Origin of the sequence: Curtobacterium sp. MCLR17_055 (assembly GCF_003234305.1) — a bacterium.
GTDB classification, from domain to species: domain Bacteria; phylum Actinomycetota; class Actinomycetes; order Actinomycetales; family Microbacteriaceae; genus Curtobacterium; species Curtobacterium flaccumfaciens.
Genome location: NZ_QKSX01000003.1, coordinates 37,963 through 53,871 on the forward strand (window position 1 = coordinate 37,963; position 15,909 = coordinate 53,871).

The window sequence follows — 15,909 nt, forward strand, 5'->3', positions numbered from 1 at the left end:
GCCTCCCGCCGTCAGGGGGACCGGGAGTAGACCTGCAGCATGCAGACACGCAAGCTCGCAGACCTCGAGGTCGGACCGATCGGCCTCGGAACCATGGGCATGAGCGCCTTCTACACGGGCGCCGGCACCGACGACGACGAGTCGATCCGCACCATCCACCGCGCGATCGACCTCGGCGTCACCCTGTTCGACACCGCCGAGGCCTACGGCCCCTACACGAACGAAGAACTCCTGCGCCGCGCGCTCGAGGGCCGTCGCGACGACGTCGTCATCGCGACCAAGTTCGGCCTGTACCACCACGAGGCCGGTGAAGAGACGCCGACGCAGCAGCGCGGGATCTCCAGCAAGCCCGAGTCCGTGCGCGAGGCGCTCGAGGGCTCACTCCGTCGCCTCGGCACGGACCACATCGACCTCTACTACCAGCACCGCGTCGACCCGGCCGTCCCGATCGAGGACGTCATCGGCCAGCTCGCCGGCTTCGTGCAGGAGGGCAAGATCCGGCACATCGGACTGTCCGAGGCCGGTGCCGAGACCATCCGCAAGGCCCACGCCGTCCACCCGATCACCGCGCTGCAGAGCGAGTACTCGCTGTGGACGCGGGACCCCGAGGGCGACGTGCTCGACACCCTGCGCGAGCTCGGCATCGGCCTGGTGCCGTACTCGCCGCTCGGCCGCGGGTTCCTGACGGGTGCCATCACGAAGCCGTCCGACCTGGACTCCGACGACTTCCGCCTGGCGAACCCGCGCTTCCAGCAGGAGGCGTTCGAGCAGAACATGCGCATCGTCGACGCCGTCAAGGACATCGCGACCGAGGCCGGCGCCACCCCGGCGCAGGTGTCGCTCGCCTGGCTGCTGGCCCAGGGCGACGACATCGTCCCGATCCCCGGCACGAAGCGGGTCTCCCGCCTCGAGGAGAACGTCGGCGCAGCCGACCTGACCCTCACCGCGGACCAGCTGTCGCGCCTGTCGGCGCTGCCGGTCCCGACCGGTGACCGCTACCCCGACATGTCGACCATCGGTCGGTAGACGCGACCGGATGACGGCCTGGAGGCCCGGTGCCAGCTGGCACCGGGCCTCCCGTCCGTCGTCAGTCGCGTTTGCGGACGCGAGACGCCGGCGTCAGCGCGAGACGCCTCCGAATCCGGCGGCGTCTCGCTGACTCGGCGGCGTCTTCCGAGGACGCCGGCGTCTCAGACCTCGGCGGCGAAGGACGCGGCCCGGACCTGCAGGTCCTCGATGCGCCGGAGGCGCGCGGCCTCGACGTCGTAGCCCTCGTAGGCGGGCGGCGGCAGCTTCCGGACGTTCCGCGAGCACTGGAAGTCCTGGCAAACCAGGGTGCCGACGGTGTTGCCGTTCCGTCCGGCTGGCCCGGACCGTTTCGCACTGTAGAACGCGACGTCGTTCGGCAGCTTGACGTCCTGGCACCACGAGCACTGGGCACGGGAGCGGGGCGAGGCCTCGGCCTGCCGGAACAGGATGCCGATCAGGTCGCCGTCCAGGGTCGGCACGACGGCGTACGCACGCCGCCCGATCTTCGGGTCGCGCCAGCCGAGGTAGTCGAGCGCGTCCCAGTCGAGCGTCTCGAAGTCGGCGGGCAGCGTGAGGTCGGACACCTCCTTGCGCGAGGCGTTGACGAAGGACGTGCGGAGGGTCTTCTCCACGATGGGGAGCATGGGTGATCGCTTTCGTACGGGCCCGGGGCGTGCGGACGCACACCGCACCGGGCGGGGGAGGTCAGGGTTCGACGAGGGCGGCCGCACCCGAGGGCACGACCGAGGGCCTCACGCCCTGATGCCGGCGATACGGGCGCCGACCACCTCCTGGAAGCTCACCCGACCAGCCTACGACCGGGTGTCAACCCCGGCCCGGTCCGCCCGCGGTCGGTTCGGCGTCGCCGTGACCAGGACGACCGAGCCCTCGTACGTCGGGCGGATGCGCAACGACCCGTGCCGCCGGTCCCACTCCCCCGAATCCAGCGCGGTCCGGAGCGCGGCCACCGACCGCCGGACGGTGAACTCGTCGACCAGTCCCCACGCCGGGTCCGCCTGGCGCACGCCGGGGTCGAGCAGACGCTCGGGGCGCGCGTAGTACGCCTCGGCGAACCCGTCGACGCACGTGAACGGGATCGGCAACGGGGTGCTCGTCACGGTGTCGTCGCCCAGTGCGTCGGCGATCCGCGGCAGTGCGGGGTGGCGACGGGCGTCGGCCGCCAGCACCTCGGGCGCGTACTCGGCGAGCCAGGAGCGCTCGATGCGGTCGGGGTCGAACGTCAGGGCCACGATCGGGCCCCGGGTCACGCGACGCACCTCGGCGAGCCCGCGCTCGAGGTCGTCCCACTCGTGCAGCGAGAACGTCGTCATCGCGGCGTCGAAGGTGTCGTCGGCGAAGGGCAGGTCTCCGGCGGGTTCCACGGCGGTCACGTCGCGATCGGTCGGCGCGTACGAACCGGCACCGGCACCGGCGCCGATGTCGAGCACGGTCCGGGCGTCACCGAGTGCCTTCGCGACCGCACGGGCGAACGCGGGTTCGGGCCGGCGGTGCTGCCGGTGGTCCGCGTCCCCTGCTGAGCTGTCCGTCGTCCTCGTCACGTCCCCACCCTACGAACCCGCGGGGGCCGGGTCAGTCGACCGACTCGGACTCGGACTCCGACTCGCGCAGGGCCGCGTACTGCTCGGCCCGCTCCGTCGCGGCCCAGCTGCCGAGCAGCGCGAGCGACCGCTCGGACTCGCTGCCCGGTTCGGCCGAGTACGAGAACAGCGTCAGACCGGGGTCGGCGACCAGATCGAGCGCCTCGTAGGACAGCCGCAGCTCCCCCACGATCGGGTGGTCGATGCGCTTCTTGCCGGTGCGCTGCATCCGGACGTCGTGGGCAGCCCACCAGCCGCGGAACTCCTCGCTCCGGGTGGAGAGCTCACCGACGAGCGTGATGAGCCCCGGCTCGCAGGGGTTCGACACCGCGGCGGTCCGGAGCACGGCCACGGCGTCCTTCGCGGTCTGTGCCCAATCCGGGAAGAAGTCGCGGGCGGCCGGGTCGAGGAACGTGAAGCGTGCGGTGTTCACCGGGCGTCCGGGGCCGGCGAAGAGCGGTGCGTAGAGCGCGCGGCCGAGCTCGTTCGTCGCGACGACGTCCCCGCGCTCGTTCCGCACCCAGGCCGGTGCGCCGGTGATGGCGTCGAGCAGCCGCTGCACGCCGGGGCGCACGCGGGTCGGCACGTTCCGGTGCATGACCTTCGCGCCGGAGTTCGCCAGGCGCGTGAGGTCCCACAGGTGCGCGCGCTCGTCCTCGTCGAGTTGCAGGGCGCTCGCCAGGCCCTCGAGCACGCTGTCCGAGACGCCCTTGAGCGAGCCGCGCTCGAGCCGCGTGTAGTAGTCGACGCTGACGCCGGCGAGCATGGCGACCTCGTGCCGACGCAGCCCGGGCACGCGTCGGACCCCGCCGCCGAACGACGGCATGCCGACCTGCTCGGGGGTGAGCCGCGCCCGCCTGGAGGACAGGAAGTCGCGGATCTCGTTGCGCACGTCGATACCCATGCGACGAGCGTACGTGCCCGGGCCGTGCGTCCGGCAGGCACGGGCGGTACCCGTCAGCCCCGGTGCGCAGAAGCGACACTTCGCGGGTCGCCCTACCGTCCGGTTCGCGAAAGCGACAGATCGTGCCCGAACGTTCGCGGGATTCTGTCGCTTCGACGGGGTGGACGCGACCAGGGCCGGTCGGGAGGCCCGTGGCGGGGCCGCCACGGACCTCCCGTCCGACGCGGGGGCGCGATCAGGGCGCGGCGTCGGCCCCGATGCGCACCCGCGCGACGCGGTGACCGTCCATGGCGGTCACCTCGAGGCGGTGGCCGCCGGCCAGGACGACGTCACCGACCTCGGGGACGCGGTCCAGCTGCACCTGCACGAGCCCACCCACGGTCTCGTAGTCGCCGTCCGGCAGGACGGGACCGCCGTCCGCGGCCAGGTCCTCGAGCACCGTGGCACCGTCGACGCCGTCGTGCTCGGCCACCGGTTCGTCGTACTCGTCGCGGATGCGGCCGACGAGGTCCTCGAGCAGCGCCTCGAGCGTGACCATGCCCGCGCTGCCGCCGTACTCGTCGACCACCAGGGCGATCTGGTGGCCGTCGGTGCGCATGTCCGCGATCGCGCTCGACAGCGACTTCGTCTCGGGCAGGGCGAGCACCGGCCGGACGAGCGTGGCGACCGGTGCCGAGGGATCGACCGGACGCAGCAGGTCACGGAGGTGCACGAACCCCTGGACCTCGTCACGCCCGCCGGAGGTCACGAGGTACCGCGTGTGCCCGGCCGCGATGGCCTGGTCGGTGGCCTCGGCGACGGAGAGGCCGGCATACAGCGTCGAGACGTCGTACCAGGGGCGCATCGACTCGCGCAGGATGCGGTCACCGGCGTCCAGGGCGCTGCGGGCGATCCGGCGTCCCTGCTCGTCGACGCCGGTGTGCTCGTCGACCAGGCCGCGGAGCTCCTCGGTGCTCATCGACTCGCTGCGGGCGTTCGGGTCGCCGCCGAGCAGTCGCACGACGGTGTCGGTGGACTTCGAGAGCAGCCAGATCACCGGCCGCATCAGCACCGCGAAGCGCTCCAGGGTCGGGGCGACGGCCATCGAGAAGCCCTCGGCACGCTGCAGGGCGAGGCGCTTCGGCACGAGCTCGCCGAACACGAGCGACAGGTACGCGATGACGAGGGTCATCAGCACCAGCGCGACGGCTTCGGCCGCGCCCTGCTCGAGGCCGAGCCCCTGGAACAGCGGTGCGACGTCGGGTGCGATCGAGGACGCACCGTACGCGGCGGAGAAGAACCCGGCGACGGTCACGCCGATCTGCACGGCAGACAGGAACCGGTTGGGGTCACGGCCGAGCTCGGCGACCCGCATCCCGCAGGGGCCGCGGCGTTCGAGCTGCTGCAGCTGGGATTCGCGGAGGGAGACGAGTGCGATCTCGGCGGCCGCGAAGACCCCGCCGACGAGCACGAAGAGGATGACGAGCCCGAAGGCGATCCAGGTGTCGGCGCCCATCAGCGGGCAGCCGCCTCGGATCGACGACGGGCGGGCGGTCTGTGGGGATCGTCCATGCCTGTGAGTCTGCACAGGCCGACTGGGACGTCACCGTGCTGCCGCTCGACAGCGGCTGTGGATCCGGCGTCGTGACGGGGAGCGGTCGCTGCGGGGCGCGGTCGCTACAGGGTGAGCGAGCGACCGATGCGGGCCTCGAGCCACGCCTTCGGGTCGATCGGCGTGACGCCGTCCATCAGGACCTCGAGGTGCAGGTGCGCACCGGTCGAGACGCCGGAGGACCCGACGAGCCCGATGAACTGCCCGGCTGCGACGGTGTCGCCGACCTTGAGCGGCGAGGAGCCGGGGATCATGTGGCCGTAGAGCGTGGAGACCTGACGGCCGTCGACCACGTGGTCGATGATGACCGCGTTGCCGTACGAGAAGTAGGTGCCCGAGACCCGGACCTTGCCCGCGGCGACGGCGCCGATCGGCGTGCCCATGCCCGGGGTGAAGTCGAGGCCCTGGTGCAGCGACGAGCACGCGCCGCACGGTGCCGAGCGGTACCCGAAGCCGGAGCTCATCTGCACCGGGCCGGGGAACGGCGAGCGGACCGCGCCGCCGAACGAGACGGCGCCACCCGCGGTCGCCGCGGTGTCGGCGGAACCAGCGGTCTTCGTGGTGACGGTCGAGCCGCCGCCGACGGTGAACCCGTCACGGTCGAACCCGGCGGCCGTGACTGCCTGGGTCACGGCGTAGTCCTGGGTGCGCACGACGGGCGCGATGGTCGAGGTGGCCATCGAGGTGCCGGCGCTCGCGTGGGCGGGCATCGCCGAGGCGGCGAACATCGCGATGGCGGCGGCGGCGCTGGTGAGCGTGATGCGTCCGGCGCGGGCCGACCGGGAGGCCCGGGGTGCGCTGGCGACGCGGGTCACCTTGGGTGCGGGGCGACGGACGACGCGCTGGATGCGGTCGTCGACGTGCTCGGTGGTGGCGCGTGCGGCTGCGGAGCGGCGGCCGGCCGGCTCGGTCGAGGACGCGGTCGCGAGGACGACGGCCTGCACGGGCTTGGCGACCTTCGCGGCCTTCGGCGCCTTGGCCGGCTTCACGGCCTTCGCCGGCTTGGCGACCTTCGCTGCCTTGGCCGGCTTCTCGGGCTTGGCGGCCTTCGCGACCGGCGCCGTCTTGCTGCGACGCTGCGGTCCGCGGGCTGCTGCACGCTCGGCCTCGAGGGCGGCGCGACGGGACAGGTGCACCACCGGGGTCTCCGGGTGCTGGTCGAGTTCGGGTGCAGTCGTCATGGCCGCCCACCATTCTGCACGACTCTGTCGCTTTGTACAGGCCCTTTCGTGATCTTTTCGTTACCGAGTGCGCTGGGAGGCCCCTGATCACCACGGGCGGAAACGGCCCCCGGGCCCTCCGCATCGGTACGGTCAGGGGAAAGCGACGGAAGGACCCGCACCATGGCCCGATCGCCGCGTGAGCGGTACGGAACGGTCGACCTGGCGTCGGCCGACGTCGTGCTGGCCGGTACCCAGGAACTCCTCCCCGTGCTCCGTGCCGCGGCCGTGCGCGCCGGGATCGACGCCGCGCGGATGCGGGTCATCGGGGTCGACGACCTGCCGGACCCCGAGGAGACGTGGGACGCGGCGTTGGCCGTCATCGCGATCCGTCGCCCCGGTGACGACCCCGCGTTCCACCGGGCGCAGGCGGCTGCCGAGCTCATCGCACCGATGCTCGCGCCGCACGCCGTCCGCATCGTCGTCACGGTGTCCGGGGTGACCCGCCTGGCGCCGAAGCTCGAGCGCACCCTGACGTCCGAGGTCCTGCACCAGATCGATGCCGCGTCGGCGTCGTCCGGGTTCCGCCGGCCCTTCCGGCCCCTGCGCATGCGGCTCGGGCTCGCCGGGCTCCGTGCCGCCGGCGTCCGGGTGTTCCGCGTCTCGATCGGCGACTGAGGCTCAGGCTCCGTCGGGTCCGGGTCCGGGTTCGGGGCCGACGAGCCACGGACCGGAGCCGTCGGGGTCGTACGAGAACGGGCCGGAGCCGTCCGGCGCGTAGCGGTAGGGGCCGCTGCCGTCCGAGGCGTAGGCGGACCGCAGGTCCTCCGCGGTCCAGCCGAAGTCGTCCGGGGTCTGCCGTGTGGTGGTCATGCGCGCTCTCCCTCGCTCTGGTGCTGCGGAAGACCAGTCCACGCACCGTTCCTATGTGTCGACAGTGCGCCTCCAGGGTGTCGGCCGAGCATCTGCCGCGCGCAAGCGGGGGGCATGTATCTTGATGTCGAGACATCCTGCGCCACGAGTACCGTGGACGTACCGACGGTCGAACAAGGGAGTACCCGCCAGCATGGCCAAGATCATCTACACCCTCACGGACGAGGCGCCGTTCCTCGCCACCCACTCCTTCCTCCCGGTCATCCAGGCCTTCGCCGGCACCGCGGGTGTCGACGTCGAGACCCGCGACATCTCGCTCGCCGGCCGGATCATCGCCCAGTTCCCGGAGCGGCTCACCGACGAGCAGCGCCTGGACGACGCCCTCGCCGAACTCGGCGACCTGGCGAAGACCCCCGAGGCGAACATCATCAAGCTGCCGAACATCTCGGCGTCGATCCCCCAGCTCAAGGTCGCGATCAAGGAACTGCAGGCGCAGGGCTACGACCTGCCCGACTACCCGGACGAGGCCACGACCGACGAGCAGCGCGACGTCCGCGCCCGCTACGGCCGTGTCCAGGGCAGCGCCGTCAACCCGGTGCTGCGCGAGGGCAACTCCGACCGCCGCGCACCTCTGTCCGTCAAGAACTACGCCCGCAAGCACCCGCACCGCATGGGCGCCTGGTCGCGTGACTCGAAGACGAACGTCACCACCATGGGCGTCGACGACTTCCGGTCGAACGAGAAGTCCTGGATCGCCCCCGCCGACGACGTCCTGACGATCACCTTCGTGGCCGAGGACGGCAGCGAGCAGGTCCTCAAGCAGTCGATCCCCGTGCTGCAGGGCGAGGTCGTCGACGGCACCGTGCTGCACGTGGCCGCACTCGAGTCGTTCCTGCGCCAGCAGATCGAGCGCGCCGCCGCCGAGGACATCCTGTTCTCCGTGCACCTCAAGGCCACGATGATGAAGATCTCGGACCCGATCATCTTCGGGCACGTCATCAAGGCGTTCTTCCCGTCGGTGTTCGAGCGCTACGGCGCCGACCTCGCCGCCGCGGGCCTGACCCCGAACGACGGGCTCGGTTCGATCCTCGCCGGCCTCGCTGCGCTGCCGAACGGCGCCGAGATCGAGCGTGCCTTCAAGCAGGGCATCGCCGACGGCCCCGAGCTCGCCATGGTCGACTCGGACAAGGGCATCACGAACCTGCACGTGCCGAGCGACGTCATCGTCGACGCCTCGATGCCCGCGATGATCCGCACCTCGGGCCACATGTGGGGCCCGGACGGCGACGAGCACGACACCCTCGCCGTCATCCCCGACTCGAGCTACGCCGGCATCTACCAGGCCGTGCTCGACGACTGCCGCGCCCACGGCGCCTTCGACCCGTCGACGATGGGCTCCGTGCCCAACGTCGGCCTGATGGCGCAGAAGGCCGAGGAGTACGGCTCGCACGACAAGACCTTCGAGCTGCCCGGCGCCGGTGTGGTCCGCGTCACGACCGCCTCGGGCGACGTCGTCATCGAGCACGACGTCGAGCCCGGTGACATCTGGCGCGCCTGCCAGACCAAGGACGTCGCCATCCGCGACTGGGTGAAGCTCGCCGTCACCCGCGCCCGTGCCTCCGCGACGCCGGCCGTGTTCTGGCTCGACGAGACCCGTGCGCACGACGCGAACCTGATCGGGCTCGTCCGCGAGTACCTCGGCGAGCACGACACCGAGGGCCTGCAGATCGAGATCCTCGCGCCCGAGGACGCCATGCGCTTCTCGCTCGAGCGCATCCGCCGCGGCGAGGACACCATCTCGGTCACCGGCAACGTCCTGCGCGACTACCTGACCGACCTGTTCCCGATCATGGAGCTCGGCACCTCGGCGAAGATGCTCTCCGTCGTCCCGCTGCTGGGCGGTGGCGGCCTGTTCGAGACCGGTGCCGGTGGTTCCGCGCCGAAGCACGTGCAGCAGCTCGTGCAGCAGAACTACCTGCGCTGGGACAGCCTGGGCGAGTTCCTCGCGCTGGCGGTCAGCCTCGAGCACCTCGCCGGTGTGACGGGCAACGAGCGGGCGAAGATCCTGGGCGAGACCCTCGACCGAGCCACCGGGACGTTCCTGGAGCAGGACAAGTCCCCGGGTCGGAAGCTCGGCTCGATCGATAACCGCGGCAGCCACTTCTACCTGGCGAAGTACTGGGCCGAGGAGCTCGCGGCGCAGACCCAGGACACCGAGCTCGCGGCGTCGTTCGCGGACCTCGCGGCGAAGCTCGGTGAGCAGGAGCACACCATCGTCGACGAGCTCGTCTCGGTGCAGGGCCACCCGGCCGACATCGGCGGCTACTACCGCCCCGACGACGCCAAGACGAGCGCGGTCATGCGTCCGTCCGTGGTCGCGTCCGCACCACGAACCCGACCATTGCTGCTCACGAAGTGACGCGTGGGCGCTCGTCGCGTCAGCCGCGGGACGGCACGGGCGGGCCGGCGGCGAGCAGCCCGGTGAAGACCAGGGCGACGGCCACGACCCCGATGCCCGCGGCCACGGCGGGCCGACGCACCACGAAGAACAGCAGACGGTCCCAGAAGCCCGAGTGGGCGTCCGGCGAGCGTCGCCAGGCGCCCTCGAGCATGCCGCGGCGGGCGACCGCGACCTCGAACGGCACCGTGGCGTACGGCACGACGGCACTGGCCCAGCCGAGCACGAGCGCACCGAACGACCACCGCTGGTTCACCGCCACGACCGTCGTGACCACCAGGTACGCCAGGAACACGAAGCCGTGCACCCCGCCCCCGATGCGGACGCCCCAGTCGCCGGCGTCCAGGCCGTACTTGAGCACCATCCCGAGGATGAGCAGGGTCCAGGTCACGAGTTCGGCGACCGCGGCGGCGCGGAACAGGGAGCGCGGAGTCATGCCGTCAATCGTGGCGGACCCGGTTGACAGACAGCAGAACGCCCCGGATCGTCCGACCCGGGGCGCCCTGCAGGTCCGCTCAGTGCCGCACGACCACCGTCTGCCCGAGGCGGTTCACACCCGCGCTCGCGTCCCACGTGCCGGTGTTCGCCGTCTGGATCGCGAAGGCCGGGTTCGCCGCCACCGAGGCCTCCGGCGCGGGCAGGGCGAGTGCGATGCTCCAGCGCCCGTTCGGCACGTCGGCCAGCGACGCCCGGACGGTCACGGTCCGTCCCGGCTGCCAGGACGACGCGTCGGCGGCCACGGGCACGGTCACCCGGCGATCGCCGTCGGTCAGGACGAGCTGCACCGGGCGGCTGTTGTACGGCGCCGCCCAGCCGTCGTTCCGGATCGACACCGCCACCGACGGCTTCGCGCCCGAGGTGGCGGTGCTCGACGTCATCGTGAAGCGGTAGCCGAGCTTCTTCGCGGCGTCGGTCATGCCCTCCGCACCCCAGGTCGCCAGGACGTCCTTGTTGTAGTCGAGGTTGAGGTAGCTGTAGTGGTACTTCGCCATCTCGGCCGAGGCGGACGGGTAGTCGGTCCGCGGCGCGTTCACGGCGCAGGTCTCACCACCGACGGGGACGTACCGCGACTCCGCCGCCAGGTAGTCCTGGTCGAGCGACAGCGGGTTGCTCAGGAACGTGCCGAAGTCGTCCGGCGAGGCGAGGAAGCAGTCGTTGTGGTGCCCGATGCGCGACGCTGCCGATCCGTCGTGCGCCTGCTCCGGGGTGAGCGCCCCGGCCGTGCCGGACGGCGTGCGGAGTGCGTCCTGCTTCATCTGCATCGTGCGGACCTGGACCGAGCGGCTGGAGGGCAGGGCGGCGAGTTCGGCCTGCAGGACCTGTCGTCGGGCGTCCTTGTCGGCCTCGGTCAGCACACCCGGGTTCGCCGGGTCGCTGGCGAAGTGGTCCGTGTAGTAGCCCTCGCCCCAGAGCCCGATGAATCCCCCCTGCAGGGTCGGGATGACGTCCGCGTTCCGGCGGAGCGTCGGGGTGAGCTGCTCGATGTGCGCGAGCACGGTCGGCAGGTCGGCGTCACCGTACGGCGCCGAGTACGGGTACGAGCCACCCTGGACGTACGCGAACCGGGTGATCACACCCACGCCGGCTGCGCGCGCGGTGTCGTAGTCGTGCTGCACGAGCGCGAGCCAGGCCGGGCTGAGTTGCCGCTGCTGGACGAACGCCTCCATGTAGAACACCCGGACGACCTGCGTGACGCCCTCGGCCCGGTAGCCCCGGAGGGTCGCGGCGTCGAGCGGCGTGTACCCGGTGCCGTCGGCGCGGTAGTGCGTCTCGGTGGTGTGGTCGAACCCGCGCGAGGGGTTCGGGATGACCGCGTCGCTCGCCGTGTAGGTCACGGTCGAGGTGGTCGCGATCCGTTTCGAGTGGTGACCGGTGGGTGATGCCCACGCGGTGGTCGGTACGGCGAGTGCGAGCACCGCCGCGAGTGCGACGGTGGTGATGGTGCGGTGCTGCATCGGACGAGCCCCTGTCCTCGGCGCGGGCGGTGACCGGCACCCCCTGGCACCGTCGCCTGCGCGATTGTGATCTGAAGGTAGGCCAAACGATCAGAAAACGCCAGGACCTGCGCAAAGCGATCACGGGTAGCGTGGGTCCCATGTCGCCGTCGACCGAGAACCGTCCCCTGAACATCGTCGTCTGGAACGAGAACGTGCACGAGACCCGCGGTGACGCGACGGTCATCGGGCACTACCCCGACGGCATGCACGCCGTGATCGCCGAGGCGCTCCGGCAGCTGCAGCCCGGGGCCGACGTCTCCACCGCCACCCTGCAGGAACCCGACCACGGCATCACCGCCGAACGACTGGCCACCACGGACGTGCTGTTCTGGTGGGGCCACGCCGCCCACGACGAGGTCAGCGACGCCGTCGTCGACCTGGTCGTCGACGCCGTGCACGCCGGCATGGGCCTGGTGGTGCTGCACTCCGGCCACTACTCCAAGCCGTTCAAGCGCCTGATGGGCACGACCTGCTCGCTGAAGTGGCGGAACGACGGCGAGCGCGAACTCGTCTGGACCGTCGCGCCCGAGCACCCGATCGCCGCCGGGGTCCCGCACCCGATCGTCATCGACCGCCAGGAGATGTACGGCGAGTACTTCGACATCCCGCGCCCCGACGAAGAGGTGTTCCTGTCGACCTTCGCGGGCGGCGAGGTCTTCCGCTCCGGCGTCGCGTACCGCCGGGGGCTCGGCAAGGTCTTCTACTTCTCGCCCGGCGACCAGGAGTACCCCGTCTACCACCACCCGGACATCCAGCGCGTGCTGTCGAACGCCGCCGCCTGGGCCGCCCCGGTGTCCGAGCGCCGCGAGCTGACGGCTGACCCCCACCCACGGGACTGGTTCCTGACGGACGATGGGGGTAGACAGGCCGGGTGACCAACCATCTCGACGGTGCGCACAGGCGCACCGCGGTGATCGAGGCGCTCGCCATCTTGGGATCAGGACCCGAGGAGCGCTTCGATCGCATCACCCGCATGGCCCACGAGGCGTTCGACGTCCCGTTGACCTTCCTCAACCTCGTCCACCACGACCTCGTCACCACGCAGTCGACCTTCGGCTGGTACCAGGGGTCGAGTGTCCCCGCCAGCGAGCAGTTCTGCGCGTCGACGGTGCTCACCCGCGAACCGATGGTGATCCCGGACGCGTCGCTCGACGCCCGGTTCGCCCACACCGCGGCGGTGGCCGAGCACGGCATCCGGTTCTACGCGGGCGCACCGTTGACCATGGTCGACGGCACCCGGGTGGGCACGCTGTGCCTGATGGACGCTGTTCCGCGCACGTTCTCGCCGGACGACGTCGCCCTGCTCGGGGACCTGGCCCGGTGGGCGGAGCGCGAGCTCGGCGTCGCCATCGACCGCGGGCGGGTCCGTCGGGTGCTCGACGGCCTGGTGCCGGACCCGGTCGCGGTGCCGGGGTACGACCTCGATGTCCTGTTGGCCCAGCACGACGACGGCGGGGGTGACGTCGCCGACTGGCGCGTCGCACCGGACGGTGCCCTGCACGTCACCGTCGGCCGGGTGAGCGCGGCCGGCCCGGCGTCGGGCCTGCTCGCCGCGGCGGTCCGCGGTGCCGTGGCCGCACGGACCGGCACCGACATGTCGGACGCGATCGTCGGCCTGGAGGCGCAGGTCACCGCCGACCTGTCGGCTGCGGACGCCGTCGGCTCGCTCTTCCACCTGCGGCTCGACCCGACGTCGGGTCACGTCGACTTCGGCGACGCCGGCCACGGCCTCGCCGTGCTCGTCCCCGCCGACGGTCCGGCTCGCGTCCTGCACCCGCTCGACCTGCCGCTCGGACTGCAGCCGGCATCGATCCCACGGTCGCCCGGAGCGCTCGACCTGGAACCCGGGGACCGGCTGGCGATCTGCACCCAGGGCGTCCTGTCGCTGGACGGGCTCCGGCACCTGGACGACCTCGCCGCGCTGGTGCGCTCGGCTCCGGACGGGGCCACCGTGGTCGAACGGGTGCGCACGGCCGTCCCCACCGACGCCGTGGTCGACGTCACGCTGGTGGTGCTCACGCGACACTGAGCGTGCGTGCCGCGCCATCCGGTCGTGCCGCGCCAGCTGATCGTGCCGCGCGCGTCAGGAGCGGAAGCGGTCCGGCCGCGGGCGCGGGGTCCCGGTCAGCGAGACCACGAGCAGGGTCGCGAGCAGGGCGAACCCGGCCAGCTCGATGCCCAGGCCGGCGAGCTGCCAGTACGCGCTGCCGACGTGCTGCGGCTGCGTGATGGACTCCGGCCACCACGACTGGATGAGCGGGAACGAGCCCGGGAACGGGTCGAGGCCGAACACGACGAGCCCGCCGAGCAGCATCACCACGCCGAGGCCGGCCATCGCCCCACGGGACCGACGGAGCATGTGCACGACGAGGGCCGCACCCATGCCGGCGAGCCCGACGACGGCGATCAGGAACGCGAGCACCACGATGGTCTGCGGCGCGAGCGCGACCCAGTCCAGCACCGCGATCGGCAGCAGCAGCCACCGTCCCGTCCGTGCCCAGCGCGCAGGGTTCCGCCATCCGTCCATGGCGACCGACCGTAGGGCACCCGGCCGAACGCCTGCCGAATGCGGCCAGTGCACCCCGGCGGCAGCGTGCGCTGACTACGATCGGACCCCATGGCGCAGGACCGACCGACCCGGCAGCAGCGGTCGCTCGCGACCCGCACGGCGATCATCGAGGGCGCGGCCGCGGAGTTCGACGAACGCGGGTACGTCGGTGCCTCGATGGACGGCATCGCCGAACGCATCGGGATGACCAAGGGTGCGCTGTACTTCCACTTCACGTCGAAGGCCGACATGGCCGGGGCCGTCGTCGCCGAGCAGCACGCGATCTCGCGCCGCTACGGCGAGGCCGCGGTGGCCCGGGGCACCACCCCGCTCGAGTCGATCATGTGGCTGTGCCAGGGGCTCGCGGTCCAGATGACGTCCGAGGTCGTCGTGAGCGCCGGGGTGCGGCTGTCGACCGACGTGGCCGCGAGCGACGTCGCGCGGCAGGACCCGTACACCGACTGGACCACGGTGGTCGCCGGGTTCGCGCGGCAGGCCGTCGAGGTGGGCGAGATCGACCCGCGGTGGGACCCGGACCTGGTCGGCCGGGTCGTCGTCCGTGCCTACACCGGCGTGCAGACCGTCTCGGACGTGATGACCCGCCGGGCCGACCTGTTCGCGGGCCTGCGGGAACTCTGGACGGTCCTGCTGGACGCGTTCGTCACCGAACGGCTGCGTCCGGAGATCCCGCGGCTCGTCACACTCATCGCTCCGGAGTGACGCGGGTCCCCCCAGGGAAACACCCACGTCACCTCACCTCTGAGACTACCGAGAAGGGTGTCGCGCCACCGGCCCCAGTTCGCGGGCATGTGTCCGGCGGCCCACTAGCCTGACGCGGTGCCCACACCCGCTGCCGAGGTCGACGTCGACGTCCCGCTCGTCCGGTCCCTGCTGCGCGACCAGCACCCCGACCTGGCCGGGCTCCCGCTCGAGGTCGTCGCGAACGGCTGGGACAACGTCGTGCTGCGCCTGGGCGACGACCTGGCCGTCCGGGTCCCCCGTCGGGAGCTGGCCGCACGGCTCGTCGAACACGAACAGCGCTGGTTGCCGGACATCGCCGCCCGGGTCGGATCGGTCGTCCCGGTGCCTGCCCCGGTGCGCACCGGACGCCCCGCCCTCGGCTACCCGTGGTCGTGGAGCATCGTGCCGTGGCTGTCCGGCACGGCGATCGGTGAACGTGCGGCCGGGGTCCCCGTCGCCGAGGCGCTCGCCGCGTTCGTCGGGCTCCTGCACGTCCCGGCCCCGGCCGACGCCCCGGCGAACCCGTTCCGTGCGGTGCCGCTCGCGTCGCGGAGCGACGCCGTGCTGGCGCGACTCGACAAGCACGGCGTGCACCGGGCCGGAGAGCTGGCCACGCTGTGGCGGACCGCAGCGGCCGTGCCCGCGCACGCCGGGCCTCCCGTCTGGGTGCACGGCGACCTGCACCCCTTCAACCTGCTCGTCGACTCGTCGGACGGCGTCGACCGTCTGTCGGCCGTGATCGACTTCGGGGACGTCACCGCGGGCGACCCGGCCGTCGACCTGGCCACCGCCTGGCTGACGCTCGACCGGCCGGGGCGGCGCGCGTTCCGCGCGCGCGTCGCGGCCCCGGAAGCCACCTGGCTGCGCGCACGAGGGTGGGTGGTCGCGCTCGCGTCCGCGCTGGCGACCGCCGACGAACGCGCCTTCCGGAGCGTCGCGCGACGGAGCATCGACGCGGTGCTGGACGACTGAGTCCCCGCGGGGCTATCGTGACCGCACCATCCGTGCAC

At 72.1% G+C, this 15,909-nt stretch carries 16 protein-coding genes; 7 read left to right on the forward strand and 9 right to left on the reverse strand.

What is annotated here, in order from left to right; translation table 11 throughout:
• Window positions 1–39: 39 nt before the first annotated feature.
• Window positions 40–1,026, forward strand: a complete 987-nt coding sequence (locus DEJ09_RS03505; protein WP_110865323.1) for an aldo/keto reductase — start codon at window positions 40–42, stop codon at window positions 1,024–1,026.
• Window positions 1,027–1,190: 164 nt separating this feature from the next.
• Here the strand turns inward: DEJ09_RS03505 and DEJ09_RS03510 are convergent, their stop codons facing one another.
• The 5 genes from DEJ09_RS03510 to DEJ09_RS03530 form a co-directional block, all read right to left on the reverse strand.
• Complete coding sequence (locus tag DEJ09_RS03510; protein WP_071406263.1) at window positions 1,191–1,673, reverse strand: FBP domain-containing protein; 483 nt, start codon at window positions 1,671–1,673, stop codon at window positions 1,191–1,193.
• 168 nt (window positions 1,674–1,841) lie between these two features.
• Window positions 1,842–2,588: a class I SAM-dependent methyltransferase gene (locus tag DEJ09_RS03515; RefSeq protein WP_111087666.1), complete on the reverse strand. Its 747-nt coding sequence runs from the start codon at window positions 2,586–2,588 to the stop codon at window positions 1,842–1,844.
• Between the two features lie 31 nt (window positions 2,589–2,619).
• Complete coding sequence (locus tag DEJ09_RS03520) at window positions 2,620–3,531, reverse strand: helix-turn-helix transcriptional regulator (RefSeq protein ID WP_071406260.1); 912 nt, start codon at window positions 3,529–3,531, stop codon at window positions 2,620–2,622.
• 235 nt (window positions 3,532–3,766) lie between these two features.
• The gene (locus DEJ09_RS03525; RefSeq protein ID WP_111087667.1) at window positions 3,767–5,026 is read right to left on the reverse strand and encodes a hemolysin family protein; all 1,260 of its coding nucleotides are present in this window, start codon (window positions 5,024–5,026) and stop codon (window positions 3,767–3,769) included.
• Between the two features lie 161 nt (window positions 5,027–5,187).
• Window positions 5,188–6,303, reverse strand: coding sequence for a M23 family metallopeptidase (locus DEJ09_RS03530; protein ID WP_111087668.1), 1,116 nt, complete (start codon window positions 6,301–6,303; stop codon window positions 5,188–5,190).
• A 162-nt stretch (window positions 6,304–6,465) separates the two neighbouring features.
• On the opposite strand from DEJ09_RS03530, the gene DEJ09_RS03535 reads away from it, so the two are divergent.
• The gene (locus DEJ09_RS03535) at window positions 6,466–6,960 is read left to right on the forward strand and encodes a hypothetical protein (protein WP_071406257.1); all 495 of its coding nucleotides are present in this window, start codon (window positions 6,466–6,468) and stop codon (window positions 6,958–6,960) included.
• A 3-nt stretch (window positions 6,961–6,963) separates the two neighbouring features.
• On the opposite strand, the gene DEJ09_RS03540 is transcribed toward DEJ09_RS03535, so the two are convergent.
• Window positions 6,964–7,155: a hypothetical protein gene (locus DEJ09_RS03540; protein WP_111087669.1), complete on the reverse strand. Its 192-nt coding sequence runs from the start codon at window positions 7,153–7,155 to the stop codon at window positions 6,964–6,966.
• A gap of 193 nt (window positions 7,156–7,348) precedes the next feature.
• Between DEJ09_RS03540 and DEJ09_RS03545 the strand changes: the two genes are divergently transcribed.
• Window positions 7,349–9,574 (forward strand): NADP-dependent isocitrate dehydrogenase, encoded by a 2,226-nt coding sequence (locus tag DEJ09_RS03545; protein WP_111087670.1) that lies wholly within the window; start codon window positions 7,349–7,351, stop codon window positions 9,572–9,574.
• Between the two features lie 19 nt (window positions 9,575–9,593).
• Here DEJ09_RS03545 and DEJ09_RS03550 read toward each other — a convergent pair whose 3' ends face one another.
• Both DEJ09_RS03550 and DEJ09_RS03555 read right to left on the reverse strand, forming a co-directional pair.
• Window positions 9,594–10,049 (reverse strand): DUF3817 domain-containing protein, encoded by a 456-nt coding sequence (locus DEJ09_RS03550; RefSeq protein ID WP_111087671.1) that lies wholly within the window; start codon window positions 10,047–10,049, stop codon window positions 9,594–9,596.
• Window positions 10,050–10,128: 79 nt separating this feature from the next.
• Window positions 10,129–11,568, reverse strand: coding sequence for a DUF4832 domain-containing protein (locus DEJ09_RS03555; RefSeq protein ID WP_111087672.1), 1,440 nt, complete (start codon window positions 11,566–11,568; stop codon window positions 10,129–10,131).
• A gap of 140 nt (window positions 11,569–11,708) precedes the next feature.
• Between DEJ09_RS03555 and DEJ09_RS03560 the strand changes: the two genes are divergently transcribed.
• Together DEJ09_RS03560 and DEJ09_RS03565 are read left to right on the forward strand one after the other, a co-directional pair.
• Entirely contained in the window at window positions 11,709–12,485 is a 777-nt protein-coding gene (locus DEJ09_RS03560; protein ID WP_258370872.1) for a ThuA domain-containing protein, read from the forward strand.
• Window positions 12,482–13,639 carry a GAF domain-containing protein gene (locus DEJ09_RS03565; protein ID WP_111087673.1) on the forward strand — a complete coding sequence of 386 codons (1,158 nt, stop codon included), beginning with the start codon at window positions 12,482–12,484 and terminating at the stop codon, window positions 13,637–13,639. The genes DEJ09_RS03560 and DEJ09_RS03565 overlap by 4 nt, the downstream gene beginning before the upstream one ends.
• 54 nt (window positions 13,640–13,693) lie before the next feature.
• On the opposite strand, the gene DEJ09_RS03570 is transcribed toward DEJ09_RS03565, so the two are convergent.
• Complete coding sequence (locus DEJ09_RS03570; RefSeq protein WP_111032167.1) at window positions 13,694–14,137, reverse strand: disulfide bond formation protein B; 444 nt, start codon at window positions 14,135–14,137, stop codon at window positions 13,694–13,696.
• 90 nt (window positions 14,138–14,227) lie between these two features.
• Between DEJ09_RS03570 and DEJ09_RS03575 the strand changes: the two genes are divergently transcribed.
• Window positions 14,228–14,878, forward strand: coding sequence for a ScbR family autoregulator-binding transcription factor (locus tag DEJ09_RS03575; protein ID WP_111087674.1), 651 nt, complete (start codon window positions 14,228–14,230; stop codon window positions 14,876–14,878).
• A gap of 117 nt (window positions 14,879–14,995) precedes the next feature.
• Window positions 14,996–15,871 carry an aminoglycoside phosphotransferase family protein gene (locus DEJ09_RS03580; RefSeq protein ID WP_111087675.1) on the forward strand — a complete coding sequence of 292 codons (876 nt, stop codon included), beginning with the start codon at window positions 14,996–14,998 and terminating at the stop codon, window positions 15,869–15,871.
• The last annotated feature ends 38 nt before the right edge of the window (window positions 15,872–15,909 follow it).

Coding starts and splice junctions, on each gene's coding strand:
- DEJ09_RS03505 (WP_110865323.1), top strand. CDS start 40: ATGCAGACACGCAAGCTCGCAGACCTCGAGGTCGGACCGATCGGCCTC.
- DEJ09_RS03510 (WP_071406263.1), bottom strand. CDS start 1,673: ATGCTCCCCATCGTGGAGAAGACCCTCCGCACGTCCTTCGTCAACGCC.
- DEJ09_RS03520 (WP_071406260.1), bottom strand. CDS start 3,531: ATGGGTATCGACGTGCGCAACGAGATCCGCGACTTCCTGTCCTCCAGG.
- DEJ09_RS03525 (WP_111087667.1), bottom strand. CDS start 5,026: ATGGGCGCCGACACCTGGATCGCCTTCGGGCTCGTCATCCTCTTCGTG.
- DEJ09_RS03530 (WP_111087668.1), bottom strand. CDS start 6,303: ATGACGACTGCACCCGAACTCGACCAGCACCCGGAGACCCCGGTGGTG.
- DEJ09_RS03535 (WP_071406257.1), top strand. CDS start 6,466: ATGGCCCGATCGCCGCGTGAGCGGTACGGAACGGTCGACCTGGCGTCG.
- DEJ09_RS03540 (WP_111087669.1), bottom strand. CDS start 7,155: ATGACCACCACACGGCAGACCCCGGACGACTTCGGCTGGACCGCGGAG.
- DEJ09_RS03545 (WP_111087670.1), top strand. CDS start 7,349: ATGGCCAAGATCATCTACACCCTCACGGACGAGGCGCCGTTCCTCGCC.
- DEJ09_RS03550 (WP_111087671.1), bottom strand. CDS start 10,049: ATGACTCCGCGCTCCCTGTTCCGCGCCGCCGCGGTCGCCGAACTCGTG.
- DEJ09_RS03555 (WP_111087672.1), bottom strand. CDS start 11,568: ATGCAGCACCGCACCATCACCACCGTCGCACTCGCGGCGGTGCTCGCA.
- DEJ09_RS03560 (WP_258370872.1), top strand. CDS start 11,709: ATGTCGCCGTCGACCGAGAACCGTCCCCTGAACATCGTCGTCTGGAAC.
- DEJ09_RS03570 (WP_111032167.1), bottom strand. CDS start 14,137: ATGGACGGATGGCGGAACCCTGCGCGCTGGGCACGGACGGGACGGTGG.
- DEJ09_RS03575 (WP_111087674.1), top strand. CDS start 14,228: ATGGCGCAGGACCGACCGACCCGGCAGCAGCGGTCGCTCGCGACCCGC.